Here is a 19448-nt window from a genome sequence, read left to right on the forward strand (position 1 = left end):
GGGGCCGCCTTCGGGGGGGTGGGGGGTCGTGGTCGCGGCGGGGCGGAACAGGGTCTCCTGGCCGTGGAGCAGCAGGTCGACGCCGGTGACGGCAGCGGCCGCCGGCGTCCGGCCGTCCAGGGTGGCGATGTCCACGCTTCGCAGCGGTACGCCGGGGGTGTGACCGGCGTCGCCGAAGGACCGCAGGTAGAGGCGGTGCTGGGCGGTGAGCAGCGCGATGACCGTGAGCAGGCGCCCGTCGACGTGCCCGGCGGACAGTTCCCGTGCGACGTCGGGGGTGACGCCGAGCCGCGCGTTGCCGAGCAGTTTGCGCCCGGCGTAGCGGCGGTCGGCCCGGTCGGCCGCCTGTCGTGCCTTGTAGACGGCCGTCCCGCCGGGCGCGACCTCGCGTACCTCGAAGCGGCTCGCGCCGGTGCCGAACCGCGCGAGGACGTCGGGGGCGAGCAGCGGCTTGAGCTGGGCGCCGAGCGCGCCGCGCACCTGGGCCGTCACGATCACCACGTCGCTCTGCAGGATCGCCTCGGGGCCGCCGATCGGGAGGAGCGCCCCCGCGGGGGTCCCCCTCCTGGCGAGTTCCCGGCACATCGGCTGGTCGCAGGCGACGGTCCTGCTCCGGTCGAGTTCCCGTACGGCCCACTCGGCGGTGCTCGCCCGCCATTCGGCGGCGGCGTCGACGCTGACCAGGGACGCGGATCCGGTGCCGCGCGGTAAGGCGGCCCGCTGCGTGCCGCCTCGGTTCGCCACGACCACGACGGTCGCCAGGAGTGCCGCCACCGCGATTCCCAGGGCCACGGCGACCCTGCCTTGAGGGGTGACGACCCATGGATGAACCGTTCCAGTGGACAACCCGAATCCCCATCAGTGCGCATATAGCTCTATATAGAGGTGGTTAGGTTACCGGTTAACTGCGCTCCGTTACAGAGGAAGGTGGTCGAATTCGTCGGCACATGAAGATGACGGCCCGTTTCGCGTATTTCATCCCATTCGGCGCGCGGAGGACGGCCGCATGCCGCGTCGCCCGGCCCTCAAGGGTTCCTCGGGCGATCCGCATCAAATGATCTTGCATCGTGCCAACGCGGCGGCGAACCCACAGCGCCCCGCGCGAGAAACGCTCAGCCGCCGAAGAGCTGGGTGAGCTTCTGGAACAGCTCGTAGACCCCGTAGGCGAACGGAAGGCCGACCCACGCCCAGGCCAGCACCATCAACGTCGTGTACCGGCCCGTGTCCGGAGACCCGCCGCCGGCCGAGCCGTCGCCGGGGGCCAAGGGGATCTCGCCGGGGGCCGAAGGACGGCCAGGGCCCGAGTCCGCCGGGGCCGGGTCGCGGTCGGTGGTCATCGCGCGTCTCCCTGACTGGTGGCGAGCGGCGGTTCGGGCCGCGTGAGCGCCCCGGCCGGGCGTTCGTGGTGGACGGGGTTGACGGGCCGGATCAGCTCGTTGGCCAGGAAGCCCACGACCAGCAGCCCGATCATGATGTAGAGGGAGGTGGTGTAGAGCGTCGGCCCGGAACGGCCGGCGGCCTTGCCCGCGTCCGCGATGGCGTTGACGATCAGCGGGCCGAGCACCCCGGCGATCGACCACGCGGTCAGCAGCCGGCCGTGGATGGCACCCACCTGGTAGGTCCCGAACAGGTCCTTCAGATAGGCGGGGACGGTGGCGAACCCGCCGCCGTAGAAGGACAGGATGCCGAGCGCGCAGATGATGAACAGCGGCTTGGAGGAGTTCCCCGCGAGCGCGATGACCAGGTAGAACAGGGCGCCGGCCCCCAGGTAGACGCGGTACATGTTCTTGCGGCCGATCAGGTCGGAGGTGGAGGACCACACGATGCGCCCGGTCATGTTGGCCAGCGACAGCAGGGCCACGAAGCCCGCCGCCGCCCCGGCCGCCACCGGCGTCGCGGTCGCCGAGAAGAAGTCGCGGATCATGGGCGCGGCCTTCTCCAGGATGCCGATGCCCGCCGTGACGTTGAAGCACAGCACGATCCACAGGCACCAGAACTGCGGCGTCCTGATCGCGTTGCGCGCCGAGACGTCGGCGGTGGTGATCAGCGGCCGCGCGGCGGCCTTGGCCGGCGTCCAGCCGCGCGGGAGCCAGCCGTCCGGCGGTACGCGGACCAGGAGCACGCCCACCGACATGAAGACCGCGTACACCAGGCCGTGCACGAGGAAGGCCTTGGCGATGCCGTCGGTGCCGGTGCCGAATGCGTCGAGCATCTGCGAGGACCACGGCGAGGCGATGAGGGCGCCGCCGCCGAACCCCATGATGGCGATGCCCGTCGCCATGCCGGGCCGGTCGGGGAACCACTTGATCAGCGTGGAGACCGGCGAGATGTACCCGATGCCGAGGCCGATGCCGCCCACGAGCCCGTACCCGAGCACGACCAGCCAGTAGTTGCGGGTGGCGACGCCGAGCGCGGACAGCAGGAAGCCGGACGAGAAGCACGTCATCGAGACGAACATCGCCCAGCGCGGGCCCTTGCGCTCGACCAGCGTGCCGCCGAAGGCGGCGGACAGGCCGAGCATGACGATGCCGAGCTGGAACGGCAGCGCGCTGGCGGTGCCCGTCAGGCCGAGCGACGACTCCAGCGGCGGCTTGAACACGCTCCAGGCGTACGCCTGGCCGATCGCGAGGTGGACGGAGAGCGCCGCCGGGGGGACCAGCCATCGGCTCCAGGCCGGGGGCGCGACCGTGCGGGAGCGGCTGAGGAATCCAGGAGAGGTCGGTGATACCGGCGTGCGACTCACTTCACCTGCCATGGTCATACAGTATTCCGTAGCCATTACCCCGTCGAGAGAGATCGACAAAAGTGATCGAATCCCCCTCCGGGCGCGACGTCGACCAGACCACCCCGTAGCCCATCAAAACACATTTTTCGCTACTTAGCGTGACATAATCCATGATTATCGCCTCTCAACCTCGACGTCTGCGCAAAGCCGGGTTTGACCCTCACTCCGCTCGGTAACCAGACTCGATGCGACCCTACGGAGGTGAGCCGACGCGGTACCGGGAGCGACGCCGTGTGCCACGCGCCGGCGACGACCCCCGATGGAGATCCTTCGGACGGCCTCGCGTGATCATCCAGTCGCGGCCCGCGCACCGCCTCCGAGACGGGCCACGGAGGCGCCGGTGACCGGCGTCAAGGAGGGAGCGCGATGAGGATCGCCCTGGTATCGGAGCACGCGAGCCCGCTGGCCCCCGTCGGCGGGGTCGACGCGGGCGGGCAGAACGTCCACGTCGCCGAGCTGGCCGCCGCCCTCGCCACCCTCGGCCACGACATCACGGTGTACACCCGGCGCGCCGCCGCCGAGGGGCCCGGCACGATCCGGATGGCGCGCGGCGTGACCATCGAGCACGTGCCCGCCGGCCCGCCGCGACCGCTGTCCAAGGACGAGCTGCTCCCCCACATGCCCGCCTTCGCCGCGCACCTCGCCCGCCGCTGGGAGGCCGAGCGGCCCGACGTGGCGCACGCCCACTTCTGGATGAGCGGGTGGGCCGCCCTCATGGCGGCCGGCGACCTCGGCATCCCGGTCGTCCAGACCTTCCACGCGCTGGGGACGGTGAAACGGCGCTGGCAGGGCGCCGCCGACACCAGCCCGCCGAGCCGGGTCGCCATCGAGTACGACATCGGGCAGCGGGCGGCCGCGGTCATCGCCACCTGCGCCGACGAGGTGCGGGAGCTCGCGGCGATGGGCGTGCCCGCCGATCGCGTCACGGTGGTCCCGTGCGGGGTCGACCTCGGCGCCTTCCGCCCGGACGGGCCCATCAGACGGCACCCCGGGAACACCGGACATGTCCGGATCCTCGGCATGGGCAGGCTCGTCCCCCGCAAGGGATTCGACACGATCATCGAGGCGCTGGCCCAGGTGCCGGGCGCCGACCTCGTCATCGCGGGCGGCGAGCCCGGCGACCGGGAGTCGGCGCGGCTGCGCGACCTGGCGACCTCGGCCGGGCTGGACGGCCGGGTGCGGCTGATCGGCGGCGTTGAGCGCGCGGACGTCCCCGCCCTCCTGCGGTCGGTGCAGGTCGTCGTCAACGTGCCGTGGTACGAGCCGTTCGGCATGGTGCCGCTGGAGGCCATGGCCTGCGGGGTCACGGTGGTCGCCTCGGCGGTCGGCGGCCACCTGGACACGGTCGCGGGCTGCGGCGTGCTGGTGCCGCCCCGGCGGCCCAGGGTCCTGGCCGAGACGCTGCGCGACCTGCTGGCCCGGCCGGACCTCCGGGCCTCGCTGGCGACGTCCGGGATGTGGCGCGCCCGAACCAGGTACGGGTGGGCGGGGGTGGCCGAGCGGACCTTCGAGGTGTACCGCCGCCTGACCGGCGGCCGGGTGCCCACCCTCGCGCCGGCGGAGTCCCGATGACGCACGCGCGGGTCGTCGTCACCGGCGGGGCGGGGTTCCTCGGATCGCACCTGTGCGAACGGCTGGTGGCCGAGGGCGCCTCCGTGGTCTGCATGGACAACTTCCTCACCGGCTCGCCCGGCAACGTGGCCCACCTGATCGGCCGGCCGAGGTTCCGCCTGGTCGAGTGCGACGTCACCGGCTTCGTCCACGTGCCGGGCGAGGTGGACCTGGTGCTGCACTTCGCCTCGGCCGCGTCGCCCGCCGACTACCTGCGCCATCCGATCGAGACCCTGAAGGTCGGCAGCCTCGGCACGCTGCACGCCCTCGGCCTGGCCCGCGAGAAGGGCGCCCGTTTCCTGCTGGCCTCCACGAGCGAGGTGTACGGGGACCCGCTGGAGCACCCGCAGCGCGAGACGTACTGGGGCAACGTCAACCCGGTCGGGCCGCGCAGCGTGTACGACGAGGCCAAGCGGTTCGCCGAGTCGCTGACGACGGCCTACCGCTCCGCCCATGGCGTGGACACGGCCATCGTGCGGATCTTCAACACCTACGGCCCGCGCATGCGGCCGCACGACGGGCGGGCCATCCCGACGTTCGTCCGCCAGGCGCTCAACGGGGAGCCGATCACGGTGACCGGGGACGGGAGCCAGACGCGGTCGATCTGCTACGTGGACGACACCGTGGACGGGGTGCTCGCCATGGCCTCGGCCCGCTTCGAGGGGCCGGTGAACATCGGCAACCCGTCGGAGCTGTCCATGCTGCGGATCGCCACGATGGTCCGCGACCTGACGGGCTCGTCGTCGCCGATCGAGTTCGTCGAGCGGCCGGTGGACGACCCGGCCGTCCGCCGCCCGGACACCTCGCTGGCCCTCGGCCGGCTCGGCTGGCGGCCGAGGATCGACGCGACCGCGGGGCTGCGCCGGACCATCGCGTGGTTCGAGCGGGAACTGCTGGAAACGAGCAGCCCGGCGTCCTGACACCGCCGGGCGGGGGTTGAAAGTTTCAGCACGTATCATCCGGGCTCCCGGTGATCTCACGGCCATGCCCGCAGGTGGGCACGCGGGTGCCGCGCGCCCGGCGCGCGCCCGGCGCGACCGCCGCCGACCGGCCCGATAGCGGTATCGGGCGGCGTCATCTACGTTCCGGGCACGATTCATCGACGCGGGCGTCCCGCTTCCCCGGTTTCGCCCCGCGCCCCGAATCGAAGCGCTTCGATAATCTCTCGGAAAGGGAGAGCCATGCGCCATATCGCGAAATCGCCGGTACGCCGGCTGGCGGTCATGGGGTCGGCGGCCGCGCTCGCGCTGGCCGCCACGGTGACCTCGCTGACCGCGCACGCCGCCGCCGCGGGATGCCAGGTCGCCTACACGGTCGCCACCCAGTGGGCGGGGGGCTTCACGGGCGACGTCAAGGTCACCAACCTCGGCGACCCGGTGGACGGCTGGACCCTGACGTGGGCCTTCGCCGCGGGCCAGCAGGTCTCGCAGGCGTGGGGCTCCACGGTCACCCAGAGCGGCGCCCAGGTGAGCGCCGCCGACGCCGGCTACAACGCGGCGCTCGCGACCGGCGGCACGGCCTCGTTCGGGTTCAACGCCTCGTGGAACAACTCCAGCAACCCCGTACCGGCGTCGTTCGCGCTCAACGGCGTCACCTGCACCGGCTCGGCCGGGCCGACGACGACGCCGACCGTGACCCCGACGGTGACCCCGACCGTGACGCCCACGGTCACGCCCACGCCCACGGTGACCCCGACCGTCACCCCGGCGGCCGGCGCGCGGCAGGTCGAGCGGCTCAACCGCGGCCTCGTCAGCTCCAGGTCCGGCAGCGCCAACCTCGTCTCCTGGCGCCTGCTGGGCACCGACCCGTCGGGCGTGGCCTTCAACGTCTACCGGGGCTCGGCGAAGCTGAACGCCTCACCCATCACCGGGTCGACCAACTACCTGGACAGCGGTGCCGCCGCCGACGCGTCGTACACCGTGCGGCCCGTCGTCAACGGGGCCGAGCAGGCGGCGTCGGAGTCCTCGCTGAGGTTCGGCGGCGGCTCCTACTTCGACGTGCCGATCTCGCCGCCGTCCGGCGGCACCACACCCGACGGCGTCTCGTACACCTACAGCGCCAACGACGCCAGCGTGGGCGACCTGGACGGCGACGGGCAGTACGAGTTCGTCCTGAAGTGGGACCCGTCGAACGCCAAGGACAACTCCCAGTCCGGCTACACCGGCAACGTCTTCGTGGACGCCTACCGGCTCAACGGCACACGCCTGTGGCGGATCGACCTCGGGCGCAACATCCGGGCCGGGGCGCACTACACCCAGTTCCAGGTGTACGACTACAGCGGCGACGGCAGGGCCGAGGTGGCCATGAAGACCGCCGACGGCACCAGGGACGGCACCGGCGCGGTGATCGGCAGCTCCAGCGCCGACTACCGCAACTCCTCCGGATACGTCCTGACCGGCCCGGAGTACCTGACCATGTTCAACGGCCAGACCGGCGCCGCGATGTCCACGGTGAACTACAACCCCGCGCGCGGCACCGTGTCCTCCTGGGGCGACTCCTACGGCAACCGGGTCGACCGCTTCCTCGCCGGCACGGCGTACCTGGACGGCACCAGGCCCAGCCTCATCATGGCGCGCGGCTACTACACCCGCACGGTCATCGCGGCCTGGGACTTCCGCAACGGCGCACTGACCCAGCGGTGGACCTTCGACTCCAACTCCTCGGGGAACAGCGCGTACGCCGGCCAGGGCAATCACCAGCTCTCGGTGGCCGACGTGGACGGCGACGGCAAAGACGAGATCGTCTACGGCGCCATGTGCGTCGACGACACCGGCCGGGGCCTGTGGAACACCGGCCACGGGCACGGCGACGCCATGCACGTCGGCGACCTGGACCCCTCGCGGGCCGGCCTGGAGGAGTTCAAGGTCGACGAGGACTCCAGCAAGCCCAGCTCGTGGATGGCCGACGCCCGCACGGGACAGGTCCTGTGGACGACCCCGGCGAACGGCGACAACGGGCGCGGCGTCTCCGCCGACATCTGGTCGGGCAGCGCGGGCGCCGAGTCGTGGTCGGCCGCCGCCGACGGCCTGCGCAACCCCAAGGGTGCCAGCGTGGGCACCAAGCCGTCCTCGATGAACTTCCTGGCCTGGTGGGACGCCGACCCGGTGCGCGAGCTGCTCGACAAGACCTATGTCAACAAGTACAACGGCAGCGGTGAGACGCGGCTGCTCACCGGGTCCGACGTGCACTCCAACAACGGCACCAAGGCGACGCCGTCGCTGTCGGGCGACCTGTTCGGCGACTGGCGCGAGGAGGTCGTCTGGCCCACCACGGCCAACACGGCGCTGCGCGTCTACACCACGCCGAACCTCACCGACCGCCGGATCGTGACCCTCATGCACGACACGCAGTACCGCGCGGCCATCGCCTGGCAGAACACCGCCTACAACCAGCCGCCCCACCCGAGCTTCTTCATCGGCAACGGCATGTCCACCCCACCGCTCCCGAACGTCTACACCCCGTAGACCACCGGCGGCCCCCCGAGCCACGCGTCGGCTCGGGGGGCCGCCGCGCTTCAGGTGAGGTAGTACGTGCCGCCGGGCCGTACGGCGAGGGCTTCGTGGAGCCGCCGGACGAGGTAGGGCGGCATCAGGTCGCGGGCCTGGTCCTCGTCGAAGAAGCCGCACTCGTCGAGCTCCTCCTCCTGCAGGACGATGTCCCCCGCCCCCGGCACGGTGCCGCAGTCGAACAGGAAATGCACCAGGGGCAACGGCCGGTCGGGGAACGGCGGGACCCAGTGCACGCCGAGCAGCCTGCCGACCCGCAGCCGCAGCCCGAGCTCCTCGGTCACCTCGCGGGCGCAGGCCCGCTCGGGGGTCTCACCCTCGTCGACGTGCCCTCCGGGCCAGCCCCAGTGGTCGCGGTAGTTCGGCTTGACCAGCAGCACCCGGCCCGCAGGGTCGGTGATCAAGGCACCCGCCGCTGCGACGGTCTTGTTGATCTTTTCGTAGAAGTCGTCCGGCGAGATCCAGGCCATGGACCGACCGTAGCGGTGCCACGCCCCAGCGACCCCTAGGGGCTCACCCGTAGGCCGGAAGATGGACGCTGGGACCTCGCCCTAAGCCTTCCGCACTACCCAGGATCTGCATTTCACGGCCGATGTACCGACCTGTCCTCCCCCATAACGTCAGAGTAAAACCACAGATGGGGGAGACGTGAGATGAGACGCCGGAGGAATCTGGCCGCCTCGATCGGCGGGTGGAGCGCACGCCACCGCTGGGCGGCACTGGTGATCTGGATCGCCTTCGTGGCCGTGGCCACGATCGCGGGCAACGCCGTCGGCACGGCCAAGATGAAGGACTACGAGAGCCAGAACGGCGATTCCCGGAAAGCCGGTCAGATCCTCGACGGCGCGAACTTCAAGGACGTCGCGGGCGAGGTCGTCCTGATCCAGTCCAAGGACGGCGCCCTGTCGGTGAGCGACCCCCGGTTCCGCGAGGCCGTGACCCGCGTGAAGGACGCGGTGACCGCCACCGGCCAGGTCGAGGGCGTGCGCACGCCGTACGACAAGGAGCCCTCGCCGGTCACCCCCGACAAGCACGCCACCCTCGTCCAGTTCAACATGAAGGGTGAGGGGAAGACCGCGGACGGGCGGGTGCAGCCGGTCCTCACCGCCGTCGCGGGCGTGCAGGCGGGCTTCCCCGAGCTGCGCGTGGAGGAGGCCGGCGGCGCCAGCGCGGGCAAGATGATCGGCGAGGCGATCGACAAGGACTTCGTCCGGGCCGAGCAGCTCTCGCTCCCGATCACCTTCGGCATCCTGCTGGCCGCGTTCGGCGCGCTGCTCGCGGCGCTGGTCCCGCTCGCCCTGGCGATGACCGCGATCATCGGCGCCACCGGCCTGCTCGGCCTCACCAGCCATCTACTCCACGTCGACGACGCCACGCCGAACCTGATGCTGCTCATCGGCCTCGCCGTGGGCGTGGACTACAGCCTGTTCTACATCCGCAGGGAACGGGAGGAACGGGCCAAGGGCCGCGACAAGCGCCGCGCCATCGAGATCGCCGCGGCGACCTCAGGGCGCGCCGTGCTGATCTCCGGCATCACGGTGATCGTCGCCATGGCCGGCATGTTCCTCACCGGCAACGGCACCTTCATGGGCTTCGCGGAGGGCACGATCCTGGTGGTGCTGACCGCCATGATCGGCTCGCTGACCGTGCTGCCCGCGCTGCTGTCCCTGATCGGCGACAAGGTCGACGCGCGGCTCATCCACGGCACCGTGCGGGTGCTGACCCGGGGCCGGGTCACCTGGGCGCGCAAGCTCGGCGGGCGCAACGGCGAGGGCCGGTTCTGGAACAAGGTGCTCGACGGGGTGCTGCGCCGCCCGCTGGTCTCCGCCGTGCTGGCGGGCGGGCTCCTGGTCGCGCTCGCGATCCCCGCGTTCTCGCTGCGCACGGGCACGCAGACCATCGACGACCTGCAGGGCAATTACGCGATCGCCGAGACGTTCAAGCGCATCGACAAGGCGTTCCCCGGGGGCAACGAGCCGGCGATCGTCGTGCTCAAGGCGGCGGACGTCACGACCCCGGCGGTCACCTCGGCCATCGACCGGTTCAAGCAACAGGCGTTCGCGACGGGCGAGGCCAACGAGCCGTTCGGCGTCGAGGTCAACCCCGGCAAGAACGTGGCGCGCATCTCCATCGGCCTCAAGGGCGACGTCGCGGCCACCGAGCACGCCGTGCGCACCCTGCGTGACACGGTCGTCCCGGCGACGCTCGCGGGCGCCGGCGAGGCCCACGTCACGGGCAACGCGGCGGGCTCGATGGACTTCAACGACCAGCTCGCCAGGACCATTCCGCTGGTGTTCGGGTTCGTGCTGCTGCTCGCCTTCCTGCTCCTGCTGACGTCGTTCCGCTCGCTCGTGGTCGCGGTCAAGGCGATCCTGCTCAACCTGCTGTCGGTGGCGGCGGCGTACGGGGTGCTGGTCCTGGTGTTCCAGAAGGGGTACGGGGAGGGCCTGCTGGGCTTCACCTCGACCGGGTACATCACCGACTGGCTGCCACTGTTCCTGTTCGTGATCCTGTTCGGCCTCTCGATGGACTACCACGTGTTCATCCTCAGCCGGGTGCGCGAGGCCTACGACCGGGGCATGCGCACCGAGGACGCGATCAGCTTCGGCATCAGGTCCACGGCGGGCGTCGTGACCAGCGCCGCGCTCATCATGGTCGCGGTGTTCTCCACCTTCGCCACCCTGTCGCTGCTGACGTTCATGCAGATGGGCGTCGGCCTGGCGGCGGCGATCCTGATCGACGCCACCATCGTCAGGGCGGTCCTGCTGCCGGCCACGATGAAGCTGCTCGGCGACTGGAACTGGTACCTGCCGCGCTGGCTCGGCTGGCTGCCGCAGCTCTCGCACGGCGACGACGATGACGACCTCGAACCGCTCCCCCAGGAGAAGCTGCCGGTCCCCGTCGGCTGACCGGCCCGGGCCTCCGGCACCGCGCCGGAGGCCCGCCGAGAACGTGTACGGCTCGCGCGCGGAGGCCGTCTCGGGGGAGACGGTCGTCCGGAGGAGGCCCGCTTGAGGGAGGGAGGCCTTCGCGCGGGCCGTACACACGCGTACGGCTCCGGGTCAGGACGGCCCGGGTGAAGGAGCCGGGTCAGGACAGCTCGGTGAAGGAGTCGGGGAAGTGCGCGGTGCCGATCATGCCGCCCTGGCCGCGCACCCTGTCCAGCAGGGCCAGCCGGGTCGCCACCGCCACCTCAGGGTCCAGGTCGTGGGCGTACCGGATGGCCGGGTTGACGAGCTGGACGGGGTGGAGCACCACGTCGCCCGTCAGCGTCAGCGGCCCGATCTCGACGACCTGATGGCCCGGCGTGTGGCCGGGGGCCAGGGCGACGCGGACGCCGGGGGCGACGGCGGCGTCGCCGTCCACGACGTCGACCAGGCCGGTCAGCGGGCGCAGGATCCGGTCAAGGACGGGGTTCGGGCCGGCGTTCTCGATCCAGTCGACCTCGGCGCGCTGCAGCACGTGCCGGGCGTTGGGGAAGGCCGGGACGCCGTCGGTGACGGCGCCGCTGGCGTGGTCGGAGTGCAGGTGGGTGAGCACCACCGTGCCGATGTCCTCGGGCGCGACGCCCGCCGCGGCCAGCTCGCCGAGCAACCCGCCGGGCACCGGCGCCCAGGTCGACGCGGGCGAGCCCGGGGCGCCGATCCCGGTGTCGACCAGCACCGGGCGGCCGGTGCGGGGACGCAGCAGGTAGCAGCGGAAGTGCAGCACCCACTCATCGGACATCCCCGCCCAGTCCTCGGGCGACCCCCCGGACAGCGTCTCCCGCACCGGGCGCCGGAGCGACTCCCCCATCGGACCCACGGCGTCGCAAAGCGGAACCACCTCGACACCGGCGACGGACCTGGGCGCGTACGACATGGATCTCCTTCGTCTGGTGTGTTCCGGCACAGACTAGCGATCAGGGGTTGCGCGGGGATCGCCCATTGCTGTTATCTTTGAAGTGGCTCTTCAGCGCGATCGGCTCGGCCTCGCGCACATCTCAGAGTCGTTCTCTTCTCTCGCCGCCCCGCTGAGGGGCAGGCATCCCACCGTTCGGCGCCCGATCCGCCGCAGGCCTTCCGGCCGCGGCCCCGGTCCCCGAGCGGGCCCACCTCGCCGTCGCTCCGGCAGGCCGTCATGGCCGCCACGGGCGGTCTCCGTGGTGCGCCCGGCGTCCGCCGCCTCAGCCGGCCCGCGGCCCATCCCCAAGGACGGACCATGACCGTGACCACCGAAGCACCCCCACGCACCACCAGAACACGCACGACTCCCCGGACACCTCCGGCCGACGTCGTGCCAGAAACCACGACCGCGGCCAAGCCGCGCAGGCGGACGCCCGCCGCCGACCAGCCCCTGGAGCACGTCTCCGGGTTGCTGGAGGTCCGCGACCGGACCGCCTTCATCAGGACGAACGGCTACCTGCCCGGCGAGAACGACGTCCGCGTACCGCTGTCCCAGGTCACCGAGTTCGGGCTGCGCCCCGGCGACCTGGTGACGGGCAGCGCCCGCAGGCCGTACGAGCGGCTGGCCGCGCTGGTGTCGGTCAACGGCCAGCTCCCCGGGCACGCCAGGCCGCACTTCGCGGCGCTGACGCCCATCCACCCCCGCCGGCGCATGGTCCTTGAGACCGACTCCCTCATCACCCGGGTGGTCGACCTGATCGCGCCCATCGGCAGGGGGCAGCGCGGCCTGATCGTCGCGCCTCCCAAGGCCGGGAAGACCATGGTCCTCAAGGCGATCGCCGACGCCGTGACCCGGAACCACCCGGCCACCCACCTCATGATCGTGCTCGTGGGCGAGCGGCCCGAGGAGGTCACCGACTTCCGCGAGTCCGTCCACGGCGAGGTGATCGCCTCGACGTTCGACCGGCCCGAGCGCGACCACACGGCCATCGCCGAGCTGGCCGTCGAGCGGGCCAAGCGGCTGGTCGAGCGCGGCCAGGACGTCGTGATCCTGCTGGACTCGCTGACCAGGCTCGGCCGCGCGTACAACGTCATCGCGCCGAACGGCGGCAAGACCCTCACGGGCGGGATCGACGCGCAGGCCGTCCACCTGCCGAAACGCCTGTTCGGCGCGGCACGCGCGATCAGGGAGGGCGGCTCCCTGACGATCCTCGCGACCGCGCTCGCCGAGACCGGCTCCCGCATGGACGACTACTTCTTCGAGGAGTTCAAGGGCACCGGCAACATGGAGCTGCGGCTGAGCCGGGCCCTGGCCGAGCACCGGCTGTACCCGGCGGTCGACGTGAGCGCCTCCAGCACCCGGCGCGAGGAGCTGCTGCTCCCCGACGCCGAGCGGGAGACGATCTGGAAGCTCCGCAGGGTGCTGTCCGGGCTGGAGCGCGAGCAGGCGCTGACCGTGCTCCTTGACCGCCTCAAGGAGACCCCCTCGAACGCGGCCTTCCTGCGGCAGGTCACCGTTTCCTGACGGGCCCGGCCCTCAGTAGGCCACCCCGACCGCCTGCTTCACCGTCGCGGGGTCGTCGACGGTGGCGAGCATGGCGTGCGCCAGGTCGGCGCGCGAGATCGCGCGGCCGCCGGGCACGTTCCCCCCGATGACCCGCCGGTACTCCCCTGTGAGCGGCTTGTCGGTGAGCCGGGGCGGGCGGACGATCGTCCACTCCACGGCGCTGCGCCGCACCTCCTCCTCCATCGCCGCGAGGTCGGCGTACCCCTCGCGAAGGAGGCCGCGCAGCAGCGGCAGCGCGATCTTCCGGTACCAGAAGGGCTCCCCCTCGGGGACGGGGCCGACGGGCACGGCGCTCAAGACAACGAGGCGGCGCACCTCGGTGCCGTCGATCGCGCTCAGGATGGACCGCAGGGCGATCGAGGCGATGCCCACCTCCTTCCTGTTGTTCGGGCCGAGCGCGGAGATCACGGCCTCCCGGCCGGCGAGCGCGGGGCGGAGCGCTTCGGGACCGGTCACCTCGGCGGTGACGACCTCCAGCGCGGAGTGGCTGACGGGCAGGCGCGCGGGATCGCGTACCACGGCGGTGACCTGGTGTCCCGCGTCCAGGGCCTGCCGGACGACTTCTCTTCCCGTACGGCCGGTCGCTCCGAAGACGGTGAGTTTCATGAGACTTCCCCCCAAAGTTGGTGAGTACTCACTCACATCATAGGATGAGTACCCGCCGCGGGGCCGGGCAAAGCCCCGGCCGGTGAAAGGAAGAACCGTCCCGATGCCCGACCAGCGCACCGCCTCCGGCGCCCGCACCCGGCAGCGCATCCTCGCGTCCGCCGAGCACCTCATGCGCACGGTGGGCCTGGCCCACGTCACCACCAAGGAGATCGCCCGCGCCGCCGGGTGCTCAGAGGCGGCCCTCTACCGGCACTTCTCGGGCAAGGAGGAGCTGTTCGTCGCCGTCCTGCGCGAGCGGCTGCCCTCCCTGGGGCCGTTGATCGCGGAGCTGTCCGAGGACCCCGGCGAGCGGACCGCCGAGGAGAGCCTCACCGACATCGCACGCAACGCCACGCTGTTCTACGAGGCGAGCATGCCCATCGGCTCCTCCCTGTTCGCCGAGCCCGCCCTGCTCGCGCGCCACCGCGAAGGGCTGCGCGCGCTGAACGCCGGCCCGCACAAGCCGCTGGAGTCGCTCGCCGCCTTCCTCGAGGGCCTGCGCGCCGCCGGCCGCATCCGCGCGGACGCCGACCCCGGACCGGCCGCGGCCCTGCTCCTCGGCGCCTGCTACCAGCGCGCCTTCCTGCGGCACTTCATGGGCGAAGAGGGCTCCCCCGCGACCCTGGACGACTTCGCCACCGGCCTGACCCGCACCCTCCTGACCGGCATCGCCTGACCCTCGCTGACGCAAATGCGGAGGACCTTACATACACACGCAGCCGATGCCCGCGACATCCCAAGCGAGCCCAGTGGTCGATCCAGCATGTCTAGAGGTCCAGGTGTGACGCTAGCTTCTGGTATTCAGCGCTAAGAGCCGCAGTCCGATCCTGCGAAGAGGGATCTATGAGGTTCAGTCGCACAAGAACCTGTCGCTCGCCTTCAGACAGAAGATCCGAGTATGTACGACTCTCATAGAAGGATCGGAGAGTCCGAAGGTCCCAAAAACGCAGACGCAGATCCCGGAGGAGATTCCCTGACAAACGCCGGTAGATCGCTGCTCGTGTTCTGGACCAGTCTTGGCCAGCATCGACAAAAGTATGTAGATCAGCCTGGACGTCTCCGAAATATACCATCTGCACTGAACGGTTCATCCTCGCTTCATCTGGCTCGTCAAGCAGAGCAAGATATTTCTTCTCAATTTCAGAGTCACCTTGAAGAATGACACTCAATGCTGCTGAGCGTCGAAGCAGGGGATGTCTCTCGTTCGCAAATGCCCAGGACAGCACAGGGGGGATCTCGTTCAACGGTAGCCTCCCTATATAGTAGAGAATCTGTTCCCTGACCCTGTCCGCCTGATTCTGGTGATCCGTTGACCGAACGGTGGTCTCATCCACTGATACAAGCAACTCGTACCGTTCAGTCAAGTTTGCCAGGCACCGCTCGACGGAACGGCGGGGGGCCTCCAGCATCCCACTACGCACGAACACGTTCACGTCGTCGGCAACGGTTGTGTCGAGAGCGACGTCGATCTCCTCCCCACCCTCCAGGAAGGAGGTCAAAATGTGCTGAGCAATAAGGAACTCGCCGATAGTCTCATGGCGGAACCCTCTGACCAGGGCCTCGCCCGACTCGTCCCGATCGATCGTGAGGAGCTCGGAGAACGCCGAGTCATCCAGCGAGTCCAGCAAGCTCACCCCCACCACATCGCCGACAATCAACCGCAAAAGACTCACATCGCCCTTATTTCGATAAATCCATCGGGCAATGAGCAGATGCGCACGTCGGATGACCTTGGCATCGAAACCCCCAGTACCACGATGTCGCTCTTTCTTAATCCACTCATCGTAGAAGAGGCGATACAGGCTATAGGGCTCTTTGAGATCGACCACATCCAATCGCGTTCCCACCGCCAGAAGATAGAGAAGCAGTGTGAGCCGCATCGGATTACTGATTAGATTGCGTGAGCCGGCGAAGTCCTCCATGATGCGCTCGATGACAGCCGAGATCGAGTCGTCGTCGACCCTCTCCGCGTAAAGTCGGGAAAACTCCCGCACATCGCCGTCATGCCAGCTACATATTTCCACGACCTCTGCCAGTTCCCCCACATGAGGGTGAAGTACAGGGTACTGGCGTTCAAAGAACTCCGTCCGAGAAGCGACAATGACAACGGCGTTCAGCTGCAATAGCCTGCTCAGTGATCGCGCCAAATCCACCATGACGCTCTCGCTCGCCTCGTCCAGACCGTCGACCAGGACAGTCAGGGCGCTCTGCCTGTCAACCTTCGCGATGATCGAATCGATCTTAGTGCCGACTTCTCGAGCCTGGAGGAGGACTCGCTGTTCAGGAAATGCACCACCACCCGACAAGAGGATTGTTCGCAGGGCGGTCGTCTTTCCCGATCCCGCATCACCGACTACTGCGATGCATGAGGACCTGAAAGGCTCAGGTTGTGCGAGCCAGCGCGACAACCTTGTCTCCGGACCTGGATGCTTGTGCAGTTTGATGCTAGGATCCATGATCATTTCTGGCCACACAAAATCAAAACTCGGTCCATTGAAGTTCAACCAAGGAAGGATCGGAGAGTTGAGCAGCGCGCGCTTCTGACGCTGGGTCTCATCACTGTCGACAGAGCGTCTGATACCAGCCCTTATGGCACTGACTATTTCCTGAAGAGATCGCTCATAGTCAGCCGAGCGTCTGAAATCGATGTACTTCAGTCTGTGTAGCACGGAGGGCAGGCCGCAGTCCTGCAGGAGTAGGGGAAGAAGTACCCTGTCCACGGCCGCCGAGTCACGCCAGACGACCACTTCCTCCTCAAGTCTGCACCACTCGGATTCCAGCCATGAAGGCGTGACCACAGCTACCAGGTGCCGACAAGAGCCCAGCGCCTCCCGCAGGCCGCGCGGGATGGACTCGCCGGCTCCTATCGCCGCCGGCGCAAAGAAGATCTCAAGCGGCCTACCGCTCACCCGAAACCGCCGAAGGCGCCTATAGAGGCGATCAGCCCATTCGGCGTCCTGCAGGCTGTGACTCAAGAAGACGTCGTAGGCCATATTTCATTCTTTCGCTGGCGGCTGGTTCTCCCGCCGATATCCCAGTTCCCAGTAGGGGCGGTCACCGAGGTACTCACCGAGCCTCCTGGCGACAACCTCAGCCACCAGGGCAGCCGGGACGATCCCCAGTGCGTCGTAACGCGCGACGTCTCTTCGGTATTCGGAGATATCGCCCTGATTCTCCTTGGCGTAGTACATTGCCGCTGCTATGATCTGAAGTTCCTCCGCAGCCTCGACAAGCCTCGCTTCAAGCGTCTTGAGTTCGTGCAACTCGTCGAGCAACGGCAGAACTTCACCAGCAAGATCGCCAAGAATGTCGACGGCCGCTTCGCGTTCCGCCTTACGCTTGAACTCTCTTACATACGGACTGGATCGGCGGGGTAGATCAGTCAATCTCACCTCTCCGACCTCATGAAACAAAGCCATTGTGAGAACTTTTCCCAGTTCGACCGGCTCGTCTATCTGTTGAGCAAGTATGTAGGCGATGATGGCAGTCTCAAAACAGTGGTCAGATACCGATTCCGGGTTCGCGACCCCTGCCAATACCCAGCCGATCCGTGGTAGCTTCGTCAATGCATGCAACTCGGCCATGCTATCGAGAGTCCGTTCTGCGTCCATCAGGTCAATATTCCTCTCGCCGGAGATCGGGCGCTAGTCAGCAGATCGACATCGTGAGCTGCAATAGACGCCTGTCTTACCACCGCGTGGTCCGCAAGTCCTGATCTTAGGGTGCTGATCGCGTATTGCACGCATGAGGCTAGCGCGCCAGCGGCTTCAGAGAGGCTCGTTCGCAATTCTGACTCAGGGTCCTGCCCCTGCTCAAGACAGCCGATAGCGGACAACATGGCATCACATAGGTCATTACGAAAATCCACTATGGCCTGACGGAGGGGGTGCACTGCGGTGCCGAAAATTCCCGTTGATCCCGAACGAGACAAGTTCTTCGCAGGATAATACAGCGGATGCAGACGCTGGTTCCAGCTTTCGATCATTCTGAAGAACCGATTGACGTCTGCTTCTGCGAACACATATCTGTGGGAAAGCGTGTCCGGGTCCATGGTCGATTCGTGCAGTGTCACACCGAACCTCTGCTCGTACTTCTCCAGCATGTTCAAGTAATGCGAGGACGTCTGCAGCCTGAGGCTGCTACTCAAGCCTGATGCCATGGCGGCCAAACCATGAGCTCGCATAAAACGAAGACTTTCCTCAATCTCACTTAAGCTACATAACGGATCGAAAAGGATGACACCGATCTCCACCCGGATGCCCAGCGCTAGGAGTCGTTCGACCGCCATGGCGGCCTCATCGCGTGTGTGCCCTTTCGCATAACGCTTAAGCTGACCCGGGGAACATGATTCTATTCCGAGGAACACTTTCTGGAGTCCTAGGTCGGCGAGATGTTCAACGACCCTCGCTCGGCGACAATCCTCTGCCGAGGAATCTCTTCGCGAGTAAACAGAATGAATTGTAAGGCTTGCATCCATCTTAGGAAAGGCGATTTTCCTCTCCGCAAGCTCCTCAACGAAACGTTCCGCATCGGCGAGCGAACCTCCTAGGAAGTCCTCATCCGCGATCGTCACATCGTGAACCCCAAGCTCGGTGAGCCCGTTCAGGTCGTTCGCCACTAATTCTGCTGACTTGCGCCGGTACTCCTGCGCTCGCCCTGCCACATCATTAAGGCCCCGAAGGCAGAACGTACAAGCCGCCCATGAGCAGCCTCGGCTTGTCTCCGTAAAGATTTGACCACCGTTCTTATAGATGCCCCGGACATGTCCACGGAACGGAGGTATTCCTGCGCGCAGGTCGACGAGCAGACGGCGAGTCCTTACTCTTTTACCATCAGGCCCGATGTAGTGGATGTTGGGCACCGTCTCATAGGAGCGCCGAAGCCTCCACATCTCGACCAACTGAGGGAGTGCCTCATCCGCCTCACCTACGATGAGGACCGCGTCGGGAGCCACGTCCGCCAGAAGTCGGTCACCGAGATACGTCGCGATAGGCCCACCAAAGGCGACAAGCGGATCGGGGCCATCAAGAGCGGACCGCAGAGCGTGATACTGCCGTTCAATGGTGCTAAACGTCCCATAGGCCAGTCCGATGGCCAACACGTTGGCTCGGACGGCACGTATCAGATCAACCGCTCGCCCGCAGTCCTCCTCACCCCACTCCACCATGTCCAGCACATGCATGCTGAATAAACTGCCTGGCATGGAGGCCAGCAGGCCCCCTGCCGCTACAGAGAGCCCGTGGCTTTCGCCTATTGCCGGATAATTCTTGGAATAGAGGCCTAAAAGAACCGCCCTGACTTCACCTGGCTGATCCGCCTCGATCATGTTCGCCGTTTCTTTGCTCTAAATGAACCTACACTGAGACACTTAGTGCACTTGCGACACTTCGATGAGTTGGCCATCCGTCCCGCGAAACCCTGACAAGCAGTAATTTACACAGAGCATG

15 protein-coding genes are annotated in these 19448 nt (G+C 68.0%); 6 read left to right on the plus strand and 9 right to left on the minus strand.

The window, feature by feature from the left end; genetic code table 11:
* The 3 genes from NYZ98_RS30380 to NYZ98_RS30390 form a co-directional block, all read right to left on the minus strand.
* Window positions 1–792 (minus strand): hypothetical protein (locus NYZ98_RS30380; protein WP_262847010.1); only part of this gene is annotated, 792 nt, incomplete at its 3' end.
* A 320-nt stretch (window positions 793–1112) separates the two neighbouring features.
* Window positions 1113–1337 (minus strand): MFS transporter small subunit, encoded by a 225-nt coding sequence (locus NYZ98_RS30385; RefSeq protein ID WP_262847011.1) that lies wholly within the window; start codon window positions 1335–1337, stop codon window positions 1113–1115.
* Entirely contained in the window at window positions 1334–2755 is a 1422-nt protein-coding gene (locus NYZ98_RS30390) for an L-lactate MFS transporter (RefSeq protein WP_262847012.1), read from the minus strand. The genes NYZ98_RS30385 and NYZ98_RS30390 overlap by 4 nt, the downstream gene beginning before the upstream one ends.
* A gap of 396 nt (window positions 2756–3151) precedes the next feature.
* On the opposite strand from NYZ98_RS30390, the gene NYZ98_RS30395 reads away from it, so the two are divergent.
* The 3 genes from NYZ98_RS30395 (at window position 3152) to NYZ98_RS30410 (ending at window position 7860) form a co-directional block, all read left to right on the plus strand.
* Window positions 3152–4357: a glycosyltransferase gene (locus NYZ98_RS30395; RefSeq protein WP_262847013.1), complete on the plus strand. Its 1206-nt coding sequence runs from the start codon at window positions 3152–3154 to the stop codon at window positions 4355–4357.
* Window positions 4354–5316, plus strand: a complete 963-nt coding sequence (locus tag NYZ98_RS30400) for a UDP-glucuronic acid decarboxylase family protein (RefSeq protein WP_262847014.1) — start codon at window positions 4354–4356, stop codon at window positions 5314–5316. The genes NYZ98_RS30395 and NYZ98_RS30400 overlap by 4 nt, the downstream gene beginning before the upstream one ends.
* 261 nt (window positions 5317–5577) lie before the next feature.
* Window positions 5578–7860 (plus strand): rhamnogalacturonan lyase family protein, encoded by a 2283-nt coding sequence (locus NYZ98_RS30410; RefSeq protein ID WP_380708504.1) that lies wholly within the window; start codon window positions 5578–5580, stop codon window positions 7858–7860.
* Between the two features lie 50 nt (window positions 7861–7910).
* On the opposite strand, the gene NYZ98_RS30415 is transcribed toward NYZ98_RS30410, so the two are convergent.
* Window positions 7911–8372, minus strand: a complete 462-nt coding sequence (locus NYZ98_RS30415; RefSeq protein WP_262847015.1) for an NUDIX domain-containing protein — start codon at window positions 8370–8372, stop codon at window positions 7911–7913.
* Window positions 8373–8555: 183 nt separating this feature from the next.
* On the opposite strand from NYZ98_RS30415, the gene NYZ98_RS30420 reads away from it, so the two are divergent.
* Entirely contained in the window at window positions 8556–10811 is a 2256-nt protein-coding gene (locus tag NYZ98_RS30420) for an MMPL family transporter (protein WP_262847016.1), read from the plus strand.
* A 181-nt stretch (window positions 10812–10992) separates the two neighbouring features.
* On the opposite strand, the gene NYZ98_RS30425 is transcribed toward NYZ98_RS30420, so the two are convergent.
* A complete protein-coding gene (locus NYZ98_RS30425) occupies window positions 10993–11697 on the minus strand; it encodes an MBL fold metallo-hydrolase (RefSeq protein ID WP_262847017.1) in 705 nt (234 codons plus the stop codon).
* 405 nt (window positions 11698–12102) lie between these two features.
* Here NYZ98_RS30425 and rho point away from each other — a divergent pair, with 405 nt between their 5' ends.
* A complete protein-coding gene (gene rho / locus NYZ98_RS30430) occupies window positions 12103–13311 on the plus strand; it encodes a transcription termination factor Rho (RefSeq protein ID WP_262847018.1) in 1209 nt (402 codons plus the stop codon).
* A 12-nt stretch (window positions 13312–13323) separates the two neighbouring features.
* Here the strand turns inward: rho and NYZ98_RS30435 are convergent, their stop codons facing one another.
* Window positions 13324–13959 (minus strand): NAD(P)-dependent oxidoreductase, encoded by a 636-nt coding sequence (locus tag NYZ98_RS30435; RefSeq protein WP_262847019.1) that lies wholly within the window; start codon window positions 13957–13959, stop codon window positions 13324–13326.
* Between the two features lie 103 nt (window positions 13960–14062).
* On the opposite strand from NYZ98_RS30435, the gene NYZ98_RS30440 reads away from it, so the two are divergent.
* Entirely contained in the window at window positions 14063–14677 is a 615-nt protein-coding gene (locus NYZ98_RS30440; protein ID WP_262847020.1) for a TetR/AcrR family transcriptional regulator, read from the plus strand.
* A gap of 91 nt (window positions 14678–14768) precedes the next feature.
* On the opposite strand, the gene NYZ98_RS30445 is transcribed toward NYZ98_RS30440, so the two are convergent.
* From NYZ98_RS30445 to NYZ98_RS30455, 3 genes are read right to left on the minus strand one after another with little or no spacing between them, the layout of a single operon-like run.
* Window positions 14769–16994 carry a TIR domain-containing protein gene (locus NYZ98_RS30445; RefSeq protein ID WP_262847021.1) on the minus strand — a complete coding sequence of 742 codons (2226 nt, stop codon included), beginning with the start codon at window positions 16992–16994 and terminating at the stop codon, window positions 14769–14771.
* A gap of 3 nt (window positions 16995–16997) precedes the next feature.
* Window positions 16998–17585 (minus strand): HD domain-containing protein, encoded by a 588-nt coding sequence (locus tag NYZ98_RS30450; protein WP_262847022.1) that lies wholly within the window; start codon window positions 17583–17585, stop codon window positions 16998–17000.
* 26 nt (window positions 17586–17611) lie between these two features.
* Complete coding sequence (locus NYZ98_RS30455; RefSeq protein ID WP_262847023.1) at window positions 17612–19327, minus strand: B12-binding domain-containing radical SAM protein; 1716 nt, start codon at window positions 19325–19327, stop codon at window positions 17612–17614.
* Window positions 19328–19448: the final 121 nt, after the last annotated feature.

This window comes from Sphaerisporangium corydalis (assembly GCF_025506355.1).
Taxonomy (GTDB): Bacteria; Actinomycetota; Actinomycetes; order Streptosporangiales; family Streptosporangiaceae; genus Sphaerisporangium; species Sphaerisporangium corydalis.

Excerpts from the sequence above, each read along its gene's own strand:
- NYZ98_RS30385 (WP_262847011.1), bottom strand. The coding sequence starts at position 1,337 with ATGACCACCGACCGCGACCCGGCCCCGGCGGACTCGGGCCCTGGCCGT.
- NYZ98_RS30395 (WP_262847013.1), top strand. The coding sequence starts at position 3,152 with ATGAGGATCGCCCTGGTATCGGAGCACGCGAGCCCGCTGGCCCCCGTC.
- NYZ98_RS30415 (WP_262847015.1), bottom strand. The coding sequence starts at position 8,372 with ATGGCCTGGATCTCGCCGGACGACTTCTACGAAAAGATCAACAAGACC.
- NYZ98_RS30420 (WP_262847016.1), top strand. The coding sequence starts at position 8,556 with ATGAGACGCCGGAGGAATCTGGCCGCCTCGATCGGCGGGTGGAGCGCA.
- NYZ98_RS30425 (WP_262847017.1), bottom strand. The coding sequence starts at position 11,697 with ATGGGGGAGTCGCTCCGGCGCCCGGTGCGGGAGACGCTGTCCGGGGGG.
- NYZ98_RS30400 (WP_262847014.1), top strand. The coding sequence starts at position 4,354 with ATGACGCACGCGCGGGTCGTCGTCACCGGCGGGGCGGGGTTCCTCGGA.
- NYZ98_RS30450 (WP_262847022.1), bottom strand. The coding sequence starts at position 17,585 with ATGGCCGAGTTGCATGCATTGACGAAGCTACCACGGATCGGCTGGGTA.
- NYZ98_RS30435 (WP_262847019.1), bottom strand. The coding sequence starts at position 13,959 with ATGAAACTCACCGTCTTCGGAGCGACCGGCCGTACGGGAAGAGAAGTC.
- NYZ98_RS30410 (WP_380708504.1), top strand. The coding sequence starts at position 5,578 with ATGCGCCATATCGCGAAATCGCCGGTACGCCGGCTGGCGGTCATGGGG.
- NYZ98_RS30440 (WP_262847020.1), top strand. The coding sequence starts at position 14,063 with ATGCCCGACCAGCGCACCGCCTCCGGCGCCCGCACCCGGCAGCGCATC.
- NYZ98_RS30455 (WP_262847023.1), bottom strand. The coding sequence starts at position 19,327 with ATGATCGAGGCGGATCAGCCAGGTGAAGTCAGGGCGGTTCTTTTAGGC.
- NYZ98_RS30390 (WP_262847012.1), bottom strand. The coding sequence starts at position 2,755 with ATGGCAGGTGAAGTGAGTCGCACGCCGGTATCACCGACCTCTCCTGGA.
- rho (WP_262847018.1), top strand. The coding sequence starts at position 12,103 with ATGACCGTGACCACCGAAGCACCCCCACGCACCACCAGAACACGCACG.
- NYZ98_RS30445 (WP_262847021.1), bottom strand. The coding sequence starts at position 16,994 with ATGGCCTACGACGTCTTCTTGAGTCACAGCCTGCAGGACGCCGAATGG.